The sequence below is a fragment of the Allorhodopirellula solitaria genome, assembly GCF_007859855.1.
GTDB classification, from domain to species: domain Bacteria; phylum Planctomycetota; class Planctomycetia; order Pirellulales; family Pirellulaceae; genus Rhodopirellula; species Rhodopirellula solitaria.
In genome coordinates, this window is the sequence record NZ_SJPK01000008.1 from 118,567 (window position 1) to 134,711 (window position 16,145).

The window sequence follows — 16,145 nt, forward strand, 5'->3', positions numbered from 1 at the left end:
CCAGACGTACTTAGGACAGCTTGTTTCAAACACGCCCTCGACCCAAAGAGGGCATGCAGCAGATCAACACCCAAAGCATAGTTGCACCACCTGCGTTCAGCAATTCCAACTTCTCGGAATTCCATGGACGAAAGACTCTAGAAGAACCACCTCTCCACCCAATAGCTATATTCCGCAGAACCAAAACTAGCGTGTGTCCTGGCGAGCGTGGCCCGCGAACCGTGAAGCCTTTTCAGCTTATCTGCGAAACCCGACGTGAAGGAGGTGCGTTGCCTTGCCCTGGGAGCCTTCCGTTTTTAATGCCAATGGTGGAGGCAAGCGGGGAATTGTGGTGGAGCGCTGGAGGTGTTGAACCACAACAAGCAACTGCTTCGCCCTGAGGTGCTGAGCCAGCAGATTGCGAGAATGCACCACTGGCGATTGGACACCGAATCCATGCGATTGAATGCCACGACCAGGAAACGCAGCGTCACACCTGTGCTCTCGCGCAATGACGAAGTGACGGCGTTCGTTGAAACGGCAGTTGCCCCTTGCGACCGAACCCCGCCTGAGTCTCCTCCTCTGCTCTCGGTTGACATGGCTCAGCAGCGAATACCTCTGCTGGCACGCGATCAGATCGTACGAGCGATAACGCCACCATTCCAAGACAGCATTCGATCTGCGACACAGAATGCCTTCTGTAACGTTGACTTCAAGCAGACTGTCACTAAACTCTATTCCTATTGCCACGTCGCGAGATGCATCTGGGGATGATGATCCCGCCTCACACTGCTAGAATGCCTGATCTCCAGGCTCGCCCCCCTCCCACCGACAGCAAGTAACATGGAATTTTTGACGGAAATCAAGCTTCGCACTGCTGACCCAATGGAAGCGTCGGAGATTGCGAGAAAAGCCCTCGAAGGCTCGAAAGTCGTCAAAGTTGTCCCAGAGTGGTACCTTGGCGACCTCCGTGCGTTCTACGACGTCTTTACTGATAATATCGGTGTAGCACAGAATATCGGGGAGGATTTTACAAAGGGGGGGGCTCAGACCGGAGAGAAGTGGCTGGAGATCCGCTACGACGCCGACATCCCAGACGTTTCAGCCTACCGGCACAGCAAGAACGCCCAACCGCTGCACACAGACGAGTCCTATATTCCAGATCCTGCCGATATCATGGTCTTCTACAGCGTGAACAAAGCGCTCAAAGGTGGTGCTACCACATTCGTCGACGGACCGGTTCTTGTCAAATATCTGCAGGAAAACGCGTCGGAACTACTAGAGCGATTGACCACCGCCCCAGTAACCTATCGCAAGTCTGAGCAGGCACGGACCGAGAAGATTATCGACATCAAGCCCGATGGTAGCATCCATTTCAACTTCAACTACTACTGCATAGACAAGAACGAAACCGAGCCAAACAAAACGCTCAACCAGAATTTCTTCGATTTCCTCCAGAGCTATGTTGCGCACTCTCACATGATTGAAAAGGTCACTCTGAACCCAGGAGAAGCAGTCCTCTGGTGGGACGAACTTGTCCTGCACGGCCGAACCTCCTATGAAGTTGAGAAGACCGATGATCGGTTCATCTGGAAAACGGGTTTCAAATGGAAAGCATAGGGAATTGGCTTGGGTTGAGCAGAATCAGCCTTGGAACCATGCGATTTCAGGACAAGTGCCTGAGCAAAGCGGCAGTGCAAGAGATAATCGAGTCGTGCTTTGAAAAAGGGATTTCGACGCACCATTCTTCGCATGAGTACAATTCCTACAGCCTGTATGCAGAATCCCTCCGCGGTTCATCGTGTCGCGCCCACGTCAAACATATCGTCAAGCTGTCTTCGCCTCATTTTGAGGACAATGAGTTCTCGGGAGGCCAACTGACCAAGCACGTCGACAGGGAGTTGAAATCCCTGGGAGTCGATTGCATCGACGTCCTGCAGTGGCTAGTGAGATCCAAGCCCATCAACGACATAGATCGGCTTGCAACACTAGCTGACCAGCGTGAAGAAATGGAAGAATGCTTTAGCAAGCTCAAGCAATCTGGCAAGATCAAGTCCGTCTTCAGCTTCCCCTATTCGGTTTCCTTCGCAAGGCAAGTGATTGGTCTTCACGGCGTCGATGGAGTCATTGCATACTTAAATAGAAACGAGACCCAATACGCTCCGCTGGCAAATGAACATCCGTTTATCGCCATCCGTCCATTGAACGCCGGCAGGCTCGTTGGCTCTCAGAACCCCGAGCAGGATATTTTTGATTGCGTTCGATTCGTTGAGAGACACCGGCATTGCTTGACACAGATAGCAAGCATCAATTCGCCTCAGCAGACTACGGCATGGGCTGGCTAACGCTTGAAGTGGCCTCCAATATTCGGACCATGAGCTAAGGCGTCCTTCGGAAATAACTTACCCGATTGGTGTTGAGTTGCGAAGTTGAAATCCGCATACTCTTTGCATGCCGGATGCAACACTGGTCGATGGACTCCGATCTAAGTATAACTCGCTCGTCGATGATCTCGATGAACGTGGTAGGCGTCGTTGGGCTGCCACCGAAGCGATCGCGATTGGTCGTGGTGGTATTACAGCAGTTGCGACCGCTACTGGCTTATCGGATCGCACCGTCAAGAATGGTATCGCCGAACTTCAAAGCAAGACGCCACTGACATCAGGGCGACAACGTCGCCCTGGTGGCGGTCGAAAACCGCTTGAGCCCCACCAAACCCAGCTGGTTTCTGCCATCGAGGCATTGGTCGAGCCAAGCGAGCGAAGTGATCCGCAGTCGCCGCTACGATGGACCTGCAAGAGCCTGACGAATCTACAAACGGAGTTGAATTCGCAGGGCTTCCAAGTTGGGCGTACCAAGATTTCAGAAGTCCTTCGTGCTTTGGGCTACTCACTACAAGGCAATCGTAAAACCAGAGAGGGGTGCGATCCGCTTGATGCGCTCGACGAGTCCTGCATCACGCTGTTTCCAAATTGATAAGGTCGCCGACGGTCAGTTTTGACTGGAGCCAGTTCTCATAGACAGCATCCCACACTCCACTGAGCAGCAGACAACGAAGTGTCATCGTTTGTTGACCGCCTTCCTTCTTCCAACGCATCCCCGACAGCTTCATCCGTTCGCTGACGATCTGTTTGCATGCGGACTCCACCACGCCGCTTCCGATCGGATACCCTCGAGACTTCATCCCCGCGTAATCCATGAAACGATGATGGCGACGAAGGTACCGCTCCGCTTTTTCAGCATCCTCGCTGCCCGACTTCTTGTAACCGTACAGCTTTCGCATCGCAGCAATGCTGCGGAACATCCGCCCGTGGCCGCCGGGCTGAAGAAGCAACCACCTGGCATGTTCGAGCCACTCCTTTCGCTTCGTCCTGTCTTTGCCAAACTTCAAGGCGTCGGCAATGATTGTCAATCGCTCGGCGGCGTGATAGTAATCCACGACGCGGGTGATCTTGATCCGCCGACCGTCAACGAAAAACTTGCTCAGCGTGTTCCGCCAATAAGCCGTTTCGACTTTGCCGGCGTCGCTGACGTACACGATCTCCGGGACACGATCATCGCAGCGACGAATCGTGGCCTTCAGAAGACTGGTCAGTTGATTCGAAAGCGTCACTTGGTTGGTTTCGGGAACGCGTCCAAGGTAGACTGTTCCCACTTTCTTGCCGCCGGCGATCACGCTGACGCAGGCGACGCTGGCCATCTCGAAGAAACTCCACGGTGCCAAGCCCAGCGACACCCCATCGCGGCTGACCGACAACACGGGCTTTTGTCCGTCTTTGCGGGCCTGATTGATCAGTTCGATTAGCCGGTCCACTCGAGCGTCTTGGCCAAGCGGTTCCATGCCACCGGCCAGTGTCGCGATGAGTCGTCGGAGTTTTTCGGTTCCGATTCGGGTTCCCATCTGGTCGGCGATCATTTCGCGGGTGCGTCCCTGAGAACTTCCGCAAGCGGCGAACTGCTGACCAATCCGGCTTGCCGCTGCCGGAGTGAATCCATCTTCGATGCCCAGGAGAATTTCCAGGGGAAAGATCGTCCGACCACCGCGTCCGCGTCGGTAGCGGGCTCGCATCAGCGAGACCTTGCCGAATCGCGTGACGATGTCCGAGCGAAGCGACGTGCCCTGAAGTCGGCGGTGGGATTTTCCGCGATACGATACGGTGCCCGGCATGTCCTCGGGCTGTGGTTGCAGACGCGAAAAGATCGCCTGGATCAATTGCTTTCCAAGTTCGCGAAGTTGTTCATGCAAATCATTCTCCAGGTCGTTGGTTCTTGGAGCTGTTGGCGGTTCGCCGGCGAACCGCCCGATCAGCTCGCCCGCTTGCCGTCGAAACTCCGTGGTCAGTTCGTCAACCAGGGATTGAATTTCAGAATCTGCGATTGCTTGAGTGAGGCTTCCGACGATACCTTTGACATCCATGAGGCTTCCTTTCCTGCGGTGTTAGTTTGAGCACCAACATTTTGCAGGAGGAAGCCTCTTTTCATGAATACCAATCTCGCCGGATCACAGGCGCACTACGCGGATCGCACCCCCAGAGAGGGCAGGGATCATCCCGATCGCGATCTACAATTCCAACACACTGCGGCGCGAGTCAAAGCGTATTGGCGTGGCGGAAGACCAGCGGTTTCCGTGGACACGAAAAAGAAAGAAGTACTTGGAAAGGTTCTTCTCGGAATTTAGTGGCACGTATTTTCCGGCATCAGATCGAGTTTGCCGCAGTAAAACAGAATCCTGAGTCGGTAGTTGGCGAAGGAACGAAAGCCTCTTGCGGCTGACTTGATGGATTGAATCTTGCTATTGAATCCCTCGGCCAACCCATTAGTGACATGATGCCGAAAGTAGCTCAGCAGTCCAGGCAGATGCCTCTTGAGCATCCGCGCGACCTTCTTGATTGGCTCCAAGCGACTGCGAATCGCCCAGCCGTACCAAGAACGGAAGAACTCTCCCGCCGTGCCTGAATTCTCACTCAGCCAGAAATGACGAAAGTTCTCTTTGATAGCCCAAGCACGGCCCGTTTGAAGATCACTTTTCTGAAGGATCTGCATCTCGACCTGACCGTCCTCATCGAGATTCTCCTCGTTGTACAACAGCAACTGACGCAAGCCCGTCAAGCAATCATCNCCCTCGNACTTGNGCTCGCGGTGCTCCCTCCGTCGCACCTTGTCGACGGCCTCATTGNGATACTTGCTGACATGAAATTTGTCATGGACGATCTCCGCGTTCGGGGCATTCTTGTTGGAGCTGGTCATGAACGCCTGCCACATGTCCAATGACACCGATTCAACCCCTTTTCGCTGGTTTTCGTTGAGTGTTTGCCAAAGTTCATCGGTAGCCACAGTGGTGCGATCCTTGGTCACATCAAGAACTCGCCGATGATCCTGGTCAGTCAATACCGAGACGTAGTCATGACCTTTACCGAGGCTCTTTTCGTCAATGCCGACGTGCTTGATCTCGTCAAGTGTCCGGGCAAGGGATATCTCGGTCGCCAGCGTTTCCCTGCAAAAGCGGTACGCCAATGGTGTTGTCGGTCCCTGGCGAGCGTTTGTTCGTCAGGGACGCATTTTTGAACGATCATTGGATACGAGAGCCATGTCTCAAAAAACCTTCCGCGGTGCTCTGCGCACGCTTCCGTCGGATGAACCCCCCTTTTTCGCTCGGGCAGCACAACACGCTGGTTCGGGACTTTACGTTTGCGCTGTCGGCCCTCCCCGGAAGACTCGCTAAAGGCTCGTCCTCCGACCCTCCCAGCTTCGCCGGGCGGGTGAAGTATAAAACTTGCGCAAGCCCAATCGAGCGTCACCCCCAAAGATTGAACGGCCCAGCATTGGCCTGGCGGCCCACGTCGTCCGGGAATCACTTGCCGATGCAAAATCGGCTGAACACGCGGTCGAGCAAATCGTCGGTGTAGACTTCGCCGGTCACATCACCGATGGCCGAGGCCGCCGCACGAATTTCGGCGGCGACGAGCTCGTGCCCTGCTTGGGCCTGCGTCAACGCAATCGCGGTTTGCGTCGCGGTGCTGGCGGAGGTGAGGGAATTGCGGCAGCGAGCTGCGGTGCCGATCACACCGCCCGTTTCAGTCGGATCGAGCCGCTCGGCAACACCCCCGATTTCGGTTATGAGCTCCGCCATCCCGCTTCCCGAGACCGCGCTGACGCTCAGGGTGCGAATACCGAGTTCGGCGATCGCCTCCATCCATCCCGATGGTGGGGGCGACAAGTCGCTCTTGGTCAGCAGCAACCAGTGTTCGATTGATTTTTTAAAGCCACCACCCGCCGCGAGGGCACCGCGCAATTGATCCAGTGCATCGTTTGACGCCGGGCCGCTGGCGTCGACACACCATAAACACAGGTCTGCGCGCGACGCAGCGTCGATCGCTTGAAGTTGTGCTTTGGCCAACACGGCCGCGTCGGCTTCATGCGCACCACGGGCTTCGATCCCCGCTGTGTCCGTGATCTGGATCGAGTGCTCGTCTAATTCGAAAATCACTGAGATGCTGTCGCGCGTTGTCCCCGCCTGTTCAGTGACGATCGCGGACTCGGTTTGTGTTATCGCGTTGAGCAGACAGCTCTTGCCTGCATTGGGGAGACCTCGCAGCACGATCTCGAGTGCAGACTGCGATGCGGATCGTTCGCGAAGCTGATCGGCGGTCGAGATCAATCCGGCGCGGATCTGTCTCAGGCGTTGCAGGAGATGCTCGTCCTCGACGAATTCAATATCTTCGTCAACGAAATCCAAACCCGCTTCGACATCGGCGAGTAGATTGAGCAATTCACTGCGGGCGGCTTGCAGAGGACGTGACAGATTCCCGGCGAGTTGCGAGAGCGCGTCATTGAGAGTGTTCGGGTCTTCGGCATCGATTACCCCCAGCACGGCTTCGGCCTGGGGCAGGTCCAATCGACCGGCGAGAAATGCTCGCATCGTAAATTCACCCGCACGGGCAGCCCTCGCTCCTACCTCAATCAACCGGTCGACGACCGCATCGAGGATCGGCAGTGAGCCCACCAAATGCAGCTCCGCCGAGGGCTGGCCGGTGTAACTACGCTCGGTGGGCCAGAGCATCACATCTGTGTCGACCGATCCGAGGTCGCAGCCGAGATCCAAGGCGGCGGGGAAGCGGCGAGGCCGGGAGCCACGGAAGTCCGCTGGTAGCAACCCCACCCGCTGCAGCATCGGCACGACGGCATCTCCCGAGATCCTGACGATCCCACGGTGGGCCGGCGCTAGCGGTGAGGCGATGGCGACAATCGTGTCATCAACAGTAAACAAACGAATGAGTAGACCCTCGGTGCAATACAGGAACTCGATCAAGCCCCCGTTATACCCCAGCGGTCACGATGAAGGGACCACGATGACGGCACCCCGCAATAGGGACGAAATCTCAAGCAGACCTCTGGAACTGAGCGCTTCCACGCAAGGCCATCATCGACGGTGCCTCGATTTGCAGCGTGTGTGCGTCAAGTTTTGGCATCTCGAGGCATTTCGAGCCGGCCCACGCAATCGCTTGCAATGCTGAGTTGCCGATGAGCTCAGTGGCCTAAGGGGAGGTTCGCCCCCACATCTTTGCCCGTAGGCGGGTTCAGTGCGCGTGCGTCAAACGAAATGATTTGGTCGCTGAAATTGGCCCGGTGGATGCGTGTTCTGCGGTTCGTTAATCGTCCGCAGCGAACTCTGCTCATAATTTGGGCGTCGGGCGATCAACTTCCCCACAACTGCAGGTTATCCTTCCGTGTTCACTCCATTTTGCTCAGGACAATCCAGCGGTAACTGCCGCTGGCTGGCGTCTTGGTGGTTATTGTTTCTCGTGCCCCTGGCGTTGGTTGGATGTTCGTCGGGTGACATTACTCTCGCCGATCTAGAAGCTGCGGTCGCCAACGTCGATGTGTCAAATATCGTGATCGATGAGTCCGATGTGGCTCCCGCCGCGATGCTGAATCTGGAAGCGAGTGATCTCAAGTTCGGGTTTATCAAGCTCACCGATTGTGCACCGCTCGTCATTGCGAAAGAGAAGGGATTCTTCGACGACGAAGGGCTCAATGTCACGTTGGAGCCACAATCCAACTGGAAAATATTGCTCGACAATGTGATCAACGGGCAGCTCGATGGTGCTCACATGTTGGCGGGGCAACCCATTGGCGCAACCATTGGGATTGGCACCCAGTCCCCGATCGTGACCGCCTATAGCATGGACTACAACGGCAACGCGATCACGGTCAGCAATGAGGTTTGGGCTCAGATGCAGGAGCATGATCCGAGTCTGGATAGCCCCACGCCGCCGCATCCCATTTCGGCCGCCAGTCTCCAGCCCATCGTGGCCGAGTATCTCGCCGAGCAGGGGCAGCCGTTCCCAATGGGGATGGTCTTTCCCGTGAGCACGCACAACTATGAAATACGCTATTGGTTAGCAGCTGCGGGCATTCACCCCGGCATGTACACCGCAAGTGATTTGAACGGTTTCCAAGACGCACAGGTTCAACTTTCTACGGTCCCGCCTCCGCAAATGCCGCAGAACCTTGAGGCGGACATCGTCAAGGGATACTGCGTGGGCGAACCCTGGAACCAGAAAGCGGTCGCGACAGGCATCGGTGTCCCTGTGGTCACCAACAGCGAGATCTGGAAGAACAATCCTGAAAAGGTTTTTGGTGTCTCGAAATCATGGGCCGATCAGCATCCCAGTACTCACCTGGCCGTGGTCAAGGCGCTGATCCGTGCTGGGAAATGGCTCGATGAGACCGACGATGCCGGGGTGCTCATCAACCGCCCGGAAGCCGCGAAGATCCTCAGTGGCAAGGACTATGTTGGGGCTGAAGAGGAGGTCATTTCCCAATCCATGGCGGGCACGTTCACGTTTCAGTCCACGGACGTCCGTGAGATGCCAGAGTTCAATGTGTTCTTCGCGGGCGGTGCCAGCTACCCACACTACAGCGATTGCGTTTGGTTCTTGACCCAGATGCGTCGATGGGGCCAGATCACCGAACCGAAGCCGGCGTCCTGGTATGACGACACAGCAAAAGAGATTTATCTGCCGCAGATCTACCGGCAAGCGGCGGAGTTGTTGGTCAGCGAGGGCAAGCTGGAACCGAGCGAATTGCCGGGCCCTGACTACGACGGCTATCGATCCGCGACGCAAGATTTCATTGATGGCAAGACGTATGACGGTCGCGATCCAATTGGTTACATCAACAGTTTCGAAATTGGCACGAAGGAAGAACTATGAACTGGAGAGGAAATCTACTGAGGGCGTGCCAAATCACTGGCCTACCGATCTTCGAGCCATTCGTGCGATTGGCAGCCGGAGAAGACAAGACAGAGCAATTCAAGGGCATTGCCAAGTACGTGCTGTTGCCCGTCGTTGCGATCACACTCTTTCTGTTGATGTGGAACGCGGCTGCCAAAACGGTCGTTACCGATAGTGCCAAACTGCCGAGCCCCGGGGCAACTTGGGGTGCGGGCAAACAGTTGATTGCCATGCACTTCGACCAGAAAGAAGCTGACCGATTGGCCAAGCACGAGAAGCTGGATGAAGCCGTTGAGATGATGGTGGAGGCCAAGGCCTATGAGTCGGCGGCAGCGACGGCAACCGGCGCGAAGCAGGAGGCACTCCAAACGAGGTCGGAATCACTGAAGAAACGCGCTGTCGCGGCTGCCAATTATCAGCCGTCGAGTGCTCCCACTTTTCTCGATCAGATCGGCACGAGCGTTCGCACCGTGTTCTTCGGCTTTCTCTTGGCAACCCTCGTCGCGGTCCCTCTGGGCGTTCTCTGTGGCATGAGCCCTTGGTGCAATGCTGCCTTGACACCCTTTATCCAGATCTTCAAACCGGTCAGTCCGCTGGCGTGGTTGCCGTTGGCGTTCATCGTGATCATGTGGTACTACGCCGGCTACGCCTCGGGCGAGACCTACTTCGACAAAGCCTTCCTGATCTCGGCGACGACGGTGTGTTTGTGCTCGCTGTGGCCCACGCTCGTTAACACGACGCTTGGGGTCGCCAGCGTTGATAAGGACTTCATCAACGTGGCCGATGTGCTGCGACTGTCGTGGACCCAGCGTCTGTTCAAGATCATCTTGCCTGCGAGTCTGCCGCTGATGTTCGCAGGTATGCGGATCAGCCTCGGGGTCGGCTGGATGGTTTTGATCGCTGCCGACATGCTTGCCCAAAACCCAGGTTTGGGAAAGTTCGTGTGGGATGAATTCCAAAACGGTAGTGAACTGACCTACGCACGAATCGCGTTCAGCGTGTTCGTGATCGGAATGATCGGATTGGTTCTCGATCGCTTCATGATCTTCTTCCGTAATCTCGTCAGCTTTGGAAACCCTGCCACCGTGTGATGGCAAGGTTTTCGTTTCGTTCCGCAGTCGGTGGTGTGTGGGGACACATGCCGACTGCGGGACGGGTTTTTTATCTATTGAACTCACTCCGGCACGCTCTATGAACGCCCTCCTGCACCACGAAGCCAGCACTGAGAAATCATCGAGTGTTGCGGCACCCGAGCCGATTTTGCAGATGAAGGATGTATGCCGAGGTTATGGCAGCGGGGTGACTCGCAGCGAAGTCTTGAGCGACATCAACTTGGAAATCCGCAAAGGTGAGTTCCTCGCTGTCGTCGGCTTCAGCGGCAGTGGAAAAACGACATTTGCCCAGTTGGTCGCTGGCCTGATTCAGCCCGACCAAGGCACGATCACGATGGAGGCCCAGGCGGTGACCGGGCCGTCGGCCGATCGTGGCCTCGTGTTTCAGAACTATTCGTTGCTTCCCTGGTTAACAGTGCGCGGGAATATTGCGTTGTCGGTCAATGCGGTCTTCCGCGATTGGTCCAAAGCCGAACGGCGCGATCATGTGGAACGGTTCATCGAAATGGTGGGCTTGTCTCATGCCGCTCATCGCCGCCCACATGAGCTTTCCGGAGGAATGCGGCAACGCACCTCGTTGGCGCGGACCCTGGCCCTGAAACCCAAGATGCTACTGCTCGACGAGCCCTTGTCGGCGCTCGATGCATTGACGCGGTCCCAGCTCGGCGATGAGATCTTGAAGATTTGGCAGGAGGAACGTCAGACCTGTTTGATGATCACCAATGATGTCGACGAAGCCATCATGATGGCGGATCGGATCGTGCCGCTCACGCCCGGCCCCGAGGCGTCCCTGGGGCCGATTTTCGATGTCGAGATCGAGCGTCCCCGCGTCCTCGCGGAGCTCAACGACAGCGAAGAGTTCAAAAGTCTTCGCAACGCCGTAACGAACTATCTCGTTACCGTGCGGCAGAAAGCACGTGATCGGGAAACCGCCGCCAGCAAGCATCTTTCGTTTCGACTACCCGATATCCAACCGCAGGACCTTACCCGCAAGGGGCGGTTGGTTCATGCCTAAACGGCCTGGCTGCTGAATTCGTCCTCTCTCCCCACCACTCCCCACTAGGACACTCCGCCATGCGTGGCTACGTAGAACTCTTTCGGCTCGGCAAAACCTACGACACCCACGATGGGCCAGTCGTGATTGTCGAGGACTTTGATTTGAACCTCGCTCAAGGAGAGTATGTCTCGCTGTTGGGGCATTCCGGTTGCGGCAAGAGCACCGTGCTGACCATGATCGCAGGTTTGAATTCAATCTCGACCGGAGGTGTAGTGATCGATGGTCGCGAGATTGACGGCCCGGGGCCCGATCGCGGTGTCGTCTTTCAATCGCCGTGCTTGATGCCATGGATGACGGCGTTGGACAATGTGATGTTGGGCGTCAACCAAGTCTACCGGCATGTTCCCAAGCGGGACCGTGTCGACTTGGCTAGCTATTACCTCAATCTCGTAGGCTTGGGCAGTAGCCTGCATAAACGTGCCAAGGATCTCAGCCAGGGGATGCAGCAGCGGGTGGGGATCGCTCGCGCGTTTGCATTGAAACCCAAGATGCTGCTACTCGATGAGCCTTTTGGGATGCTCGATTCTCTAACTCGGCTGGAACTGCAAGAGATCCTGTTAGAAATCTTGGTGCGGGATCAAGTCACCACCGTGATGGTGACCCACGATGTCGACGAGGCTCTGTTCATGAGTGACCGCGTAGTGATGATGACTAACGGGCCCCGCGCTCGAGTCGGCGCAATCTTCAGCCTGCCGTTTGATCGCCCGCGAAATCGCGCCGAAGTGCTCGAGCATCCCGAGTACTACGAATACCGCCGCAAGATGATCGAGTTTCTCGAGCACCAGGATTATCGCAAGCAGCATGGCGAGCGCGAAGAATCCGAATCCGCCGAGGAGCCGGCACACTCACTGAGCAGTCCGTAGTCCTGTCCGCTCCCGACGAACGCATGCCGCGCATCGGGAGAACAACAAGTGGCGTAAGCTTCCAGCTTGCGGACAGCAGATATCGCAAGCTGGAAGCTTACGCTACTTATTACTCCCGCGTTCCTTGCTCGGATGAACCGATTCAGGCTGCCTCTGCTTCCGCGGTGACACTCAGTCGATTGTAGAGCGTCTTCAGGCTGACACCGAGTTCCTCTGCCACCGCTTTCTTGTTGCCGTCATGGCGTTTCATGCTGCGGTCGATCGCGATTTGCTCGAGTTCTTTGAGTGACATCGGGGCCGTGCCGACGAGGTCATCGCGAAGTTTTCGCTGTGCAAAGTGCGCGGGGAGATGCTCCACCCCGATGGGCAGGGCATCACACAGGACCGAGGCATGCTCGATCACATTGGCGAGTTCTCGGACGTTCCCCGGCCACTGGTGGTTCTGTAATTCGGTGATCGTTTCGGGGGTGAATAGTTGGCCATCGACGCCGTCGCGGCGATGCCGTCGCAGCAGATGGGAGGCCAAGGTTTCGAGGTCCTCGATCCGCTCTCGCAGCGGTGGCACGCGCATTTCAAACGTGTTGATGCGGAACATCAAGTCTTCACGAAAGGTTTGTTCGCTGACCATCTTCTCCAGATCGCGATGCGTTGCGCAGACAATCCGCACATCCACATGCAGACTATCGTTATCACCGAGTCGCCGGATGTCACCGGTCTCGAGCACCCGGAGGAGTTTGGCCTGCACCGCCAGTGGCAATTCGCCGATCTCGTCGAGGAATAGGGTGCCGCCGTTGGCAACTTCAAACAACCCCACCCGCGTCGTGTCGGCACCGGTGAAGGAACCTTTCGTATGCCCGAATAGCTCGCTTTCGATCAATGTTTCAGGAAGGGCCCCACAGTTGACCGCGACAAACGGTTTTTCCGCTCGCAGGCTCTGGCTGTGAATGGCTCGAGCGACGAGTTCTTTGCCGCAGCCGGTTTCGCCACGGATCAGCACAGTGGAGTCGGTGGGCGCGACGCGGCCGATCAGTTTGCGAACCGCTTCCATCGATCCATGATCGCCGATCAAATCGCTGTGTCCCTCGGCTCGCTGCAAGCGGTGCATCAGTGCCGAGAGCAAGCGTTTACCCTCTCTTCGCTCACTGACGCGTCCGAGCAGAGTCGCGATATCCGCTAGGCGAGTCGGTTTGGTGAGATAGTCAAACGTGCCGTATTTGATCGCGTCGATGGCCGTTTCAGTCGACGGGTTCGCGGTCATGACGATCGCTTCGATCTCCGGGCGGATCTCTCGCGCCTGGGCGATGACTTCGATACCGTTGAGCCCCGGCATGTTCAGATCGACCAGCAGACAGTCGATCCGTTCACGCTTGAGCGTCTCGACGGCGGTCAATCCGTCAGGGCAGACTGTGACACGGTATCCCATCCGCGGCAGTTCTTTGCGCATCAATTCTTGCAGTGGCTTTTCATCGTCAGCAAAAAGAATGTGCATGCTCGACTGAGCCGACTTATCGGCGGCGGCACGTTCTTTGGCAGTCGGTTTTCGCTTTTCAGTCATGGGTGATTCAAAAAGAGAGGCGAGAGACGGGGCGACGGCAGGCGTCGTTGAGGATTGAGTTATGCGGCTTGAGGTTGGGCATCTTCCCAGTGCCGAGTCGCGTCGACGGGGGAGGTGGGCTGATCGCGGTTGGTCGCCGCGTGGATGGGAAGTCGCAGTTCGACTTCGGAGCCCTTCCCTTCGCCTTCGCTGCGCGGGATCAGCTGGCCACCGTGCTGGGAGACGATCCGGTAGGAGATGCTCAGCCCCAGTCCCGTGCCGCTGCCGTCGCGGCGACGGGTGTAGAAGGGTTCAAATAAGTGTTGGATGACTTCGGGGGTCATCCCGCAGCCGCTGTCGCGGACCCGGACGCTCGCGAAGTCGCCGTCGTTGCGAAGTGCGATGTCGACGCGTCCCTCACCGTCGACACTCTCCATCGCATTGGTGACGAGGTTCAGGATGACTTGTCGGATCTCTTGTGAGTTGGCATGTGCGACGACGGGCTCGTCGGCGTCAACGTGAATCTGTTTGCACTTGTATTGCCCGAGCGTGCCGATCATTTCGACCACGTCATGGACCAATGGGCTAATGTCGACCTCCTCTCGCTCCACATGTCCCACCCGGCTGAAGCTCAGCATCCGCTCGGTGATCGATTTGCAGCGGTACGCTTCACCCTGAATCCGTTGCAGGTTCTCTTGCAGAGTTTCCATCATCTCCTCGTCGACCAGGCGGTCCGATTCAGGAACCATCACCAGATCATTGACGCGTGATTCGAGTGACTCGGCGCTCCAGGCAATCGCTGCCATGGGGTTGTTGATTTCGTGAGCGAAGCCTGCTGCGAGGAACCCGATCCCAGCGAGTTGTTCGTTGCGGATGACTTCACGAGATCGAATCTTGACCTCTTCGTCCTTCTCACGGCAGATCGTCTGGATGTGCAGCAGACTCTTATGAAAGCGATCGGTAACCTCATTGAGAATCTCGCCGAGCTCACCAATCTCATCATCGCTGCCCATCTCGATCCGGTGGCGATACTCACCCCGTGCGACCAGGCGAGCGCCCATGACTAGATTGCTGAATGGGCCAATCACCATCATTTGAAAGTACCACACCATCGTCACGGTGATCAGAGTCGCGATGCCTAGAGCGATCCAGGCGCCCGCGATCCCGACTCGGTGTTGCGTCTTAATGTGGTCGCTGAAACTAGCCATCTGGCCGTGCATCAATGCCAGATGGTCATGGGTCTGCTTGACGAGTCCGGTAAGTACGTCCGAAAGAGCATTGCGTCTGAGTTGAGAGTTGACGATCACGGACTGAGGATCCTCTAACATCGTATTGATATCGCGTATTTTGTGAGCGAGATCAATAACGATAGTTCGCTGCTCATAAGTATCGATCAGAGTGGCTGCGAGATCCGCCGCTTCCGGGCGCGGCGCCTGTTCCAAGGATTGTTGTTCTTGGAGTGGGAGTTTGAGTTGGATTGCATTAGCGTAGCGATCGAGTGCCATCGTCAGATCAAACATGGCTTGATCGAAGTTTGCCCACTCGAGCCGCATGTGGGTGTCAGCAAACATGGAGGATTTCGATGCTCCGATCGAGTCGATCATGCCCTCGTGCGACCTCATCAAGCAGATTCGCATATTGCAGTCGCGGAGCGCCGTGGCGCACTCACTCAAGTCCGTTGCCATCGGGAGTTCTCGGGCGCGAGTGCTGATCTCATCGGCGAGGGCGCGATAGCGATAGAACCCGACCAAGCCGACCACGGTCAAGAGCACGATCGTGACCGCCAGGGTGGTGACACCGAAAAATAGCTTGGTGCGGATCGAGCGGCGTTGCAGCAAGCCGGTGATGGGCGCGCCCCGCTTCCATATTCCTGAGTCCGAGCCAGTCTGAGAGCCGGAGCAATCGAGGTCGATCGCACCGTCCTCGATCGATTCCCAGTCGCTCTGCTGTGGTGAGTGAGACTGGAGCGGCCTTTCGGTCTCGACGCCTCGCGATTTCGCTTGGGGCGGCGTCGCGGCGGAACGATCACCCCCTGTCGAGAGCGGCGGGCGAGATTGACGCGATGGGTCCCTGGATGAAACCGTCGAGAACGGGCTTCGCAGGAAACGCCCAACTTGATGGGGAATGCGCATCGTTCGGCCTCCCAGGCCATGACTCGCGTGAAACATCCTTGTAACGACTTGGTCAGCGTATCGAGGAGCGCCGGCTGCATCAAGATCGAAATGAGCCGCCCCAAACGGCCTTTTGATGAGGGGGACTAGCTAAAATGCAGGCATTTTGACGACGAATCCTCGTCACACGATTGACCAAATCGGCGGATGCAAATACGCTTTCCCGCTTATTGACGGTACTAAACCAGACGCC

General features: G+C 56.7%; 12 protein-coding genes and 2 pseudogenes. 9 read left to right on the forward strand and 5 right to left on the reverse strand.

The features are described from left to right. Positions 1-345: 345 nt before the first annotated feature. From CA85_RS15830 to CA85_RS15845, 4 genes and pseudogenes are all read left to right on the forward strand, one after another. On the forward strand, positions 346-753 hold the full coding sequence (locus CA85_RS15830; RefSeq protein WP_146392309.1) for a hypothetical protein: 408 nt from the start codon (positions 346-348) through the stop codon (positions 751-753). Positions 754-822: 69 nt separating this feature from the next. Next, complete coding sequence (locus tag CA85_RS15835) at positions 823-1,599, forward strand: TauD/TfdA family dioxygenase (protein ID WP_146392310.1); 777 nt, start codon at positions 823-825, stop codon at positions 1,597-1,599. Continuing rightward, on the forward strand, positions 1,587-2,324 hold the full coding sequence (locus CA85_RS15840) for an aldo/keto reductase (protein WP_146392311.1): 738 nt from the start codon (positions 1,587-1,589) through the stop codon (positions 2,322-2,324). Before CA85_RS15835 ends, CA85_RS15840 begins: the two co-directional genes overlap by 13 nt. A gap of 106 nt (positions 2,325-2,430) precedes the next feature. Beyond that, a pseudogene (locus tag CA85_RS15845) lies at positions 2,431-2,916 on the forward strand (ISAzo13-like element transposase-related protein); the annotation flags it as partial. Between the two features lie 19 nt (positions 2,917-2,935). Here CA85_RS15845 and CA85_RS15850 read toward each other — a convergent pair. Further along, positions 2,936-4,396 (reverse strand): hypothetical protein, encoded by a 1,461-nt coding sequence (locus CA85_RS15850; protein ID WP_146392313.1) that lies wholly within the window; start codon positions 4,394-4,396, stop codon positions 2,936-2,938. 117 nt (positions 4,397-4,513) lie between these two features. Between CA85_RS15850 and CA85_RS25730 the strand changes: the two are divergent. Next, positions 4,514-4,636, forward strand: a pseudogene (locus CA85_RS25730) (ISAzo13-like element transposase-related protein); the annotation flags it as partial. 17 nt (positions 4,637-4,653) lie between these two features. Here the strand turns inward: CA85_RS25730 and CA85_RS15860 are convergent. Both CA85_RS15860 and CA85_RS15865 read right to left on the reverse strand, forming a co-directional pair. Then, positions 4,654-5,493: an ISL3 family transposase gene (locus tag CA85_RS15860; RefSeq protein WP_146392315.1), complete on the reverse strand. Its 840-nt coding sequence runs from the start codon at positions 5,491-5,493 to the stop codon at positions 4,654-4,656. A 337-nt stretch (positions 5,494-5,830) separates the two neighbouring features. Further along, positions 5,831-7,288, reverse strand: a complete 1,458-nt coding sequence (locus tag CA85_RS15865; protein WP_246112849.1) for a tRNA modification GTPase — start codon at positions 7,286-7,288, stop codon at positions 5,831-5,833. 466 nt (positions 7,289-7,754) lie between these two features. Here CA85_RS15865 and CA85_RS15870 point away from each other — a divergent pair, with 466 nt between their 5' ends. From CA85_RS15870 to CA85_RS15885, 4 genes are all read left to right on the forward strand, one after another. Continuing rightward, positions 7,755-9,194: a CmpA/NrtA family ABC transporter substrate-binding protein gene (locus tag CA85_RS15870; protein WP_246112864.1), complete on the forward strand. Its 1,440-nt coding sequence runs from the start codon at positions 7,755-7,757 to the stop codon at positions 9,192-9,194. Continuing rightward, positions 9,191-10,306 carry an ABC transporter permease gene (locus CA85_RS15875; RefSeq protein WP_146392317.1) on the forward strand — a complete coding sequence of 372 codons (1,116 nt, stop codon included), beginning with the start codon at positions 9,191-9,193 and terminating at the stop codon, positions 10,304-10,306. Before CA85_RS15870 ends, CA85_RS15875 begins: the two co-directional genes overlap by 4 nt. A 100-nt stretch (positions 10,307-10,406) precedes the next feature. Next, positions 10,407-11,342 (forward strand): ABC transporter ATP-binding protein, encoded by a 936-nt coding sequence (locus CA85_RS15880; RefSeq protein WP_146392318.1) that lies wholly within the window; start codon positions 10,407-10,409, stop codon positions 11,340-11,342. Positions 11,343-11,401: 59 nt separating this feature from the next. Beyond that, a complete protein-coding gene (locus CA85_RS15885) occupies positions 11,402-12,247 on the forward strand; it encodes an ABC transporter ATP-binding protein (RefSeq protein ID WP_222435462.1) in 846 nt (281 codons plus the stop codon). A 142-nt stretch (positions 12,248-12,389) separates the two neighbouring features. On the opposite strand, the gene CA85_RS15890 is transcribed toward CA85_RS15885, so the two are convergent. Continuing rightward, positions 12,390-13,736 carry a sigma-54-dependent transcriptional regulator gene (locus tag CA85_RS15890; protein ID WP_146392412.1) on the reverse strand — a complete coding sequence of 449 codons (1,347 nt, stop codon included), beginning with the start codon at positions 13,734-13,736 and terminating at the stop codon, positions 12,390-12,392. A 125-nt stretch (positions 13,737-13,861) separates the two neighbouring features. Further along, positions 13,862-15,913 (reverse strand): sensor histidine kinase, encoded by a 2,052-nt coding sequence (locus CA85_RS15895; RefSeq protein WP_246112850.1) that lies wholly within the window; start codon positions 15,911-15,913, stop codon positions 13,862-13,864. Between the last annotated feature and the right edge of the window lie 232 nt (positions 15,914-16,145).

What these genes read in the sequence shown, in the direction of transcription:
- CA85_RS15840 (WP_146392311.1), top strand. Translation starts at nt 1,587, where the DNA reads ATGGAAAGCATAGGGAATTGGCTTGGGTTGAGCAGAATCAGCCTTGGA.
- CA85_RS15850 (WP_146392313.1), bottom strand. Translation starts at nt 4,396, where the DNA reads ATGGATGTCAAAGGTATCGTCGGAAGCCTCACTCAAGCAATCGCAGAT.
- CA85_RS15895 (WP_246112850.1), bottom strand. Translation starts at nt 15,913, where the DNA reads ATGCGCATTCCCCATCAAGTTGGGCGTTTCCTGCGAAGCCCGTTCTCG.
- CA85_RS15835 (WP_146392310.1), top strand. Translation starts at nt 823, where the DNA reads ATGGAATTTTTGACGGAAATCAAGCTTCGCACTGCTGACCCAATGGAA.
- CA85_RS15890 (WP_146392412.1), bottom strand. Translation starts at nt 13,736, where the DNA reads ATGCACATTCTTTTTGCTGACGATGAAAAGCCACTGCAAGAATTGATG.
- CA85_RS15875 (WP_146392317.1), top strand. Translation starts at nt 9,191, where the DNA reads ATGAACTGGAGAGGAAATCTACTGAGGGCGTGCCAAATCACTGGCCTA.
- CA85_RS15880 (WP_146392318.1), top strand. Translation starts at nt 10,407, where the DNA reads ATGAACGCCCTCCTGCACCACGAAGCCAGCACTGAGAAATCATCGAGT.
- CA85_RS15885 (WP_222435462.1), top strand. Translation starts at nt 11,402, where the DNA reads ATGCGTGGCTACGTAGAACTCTTTCGGCTCGGCAAAACCTACGACACC.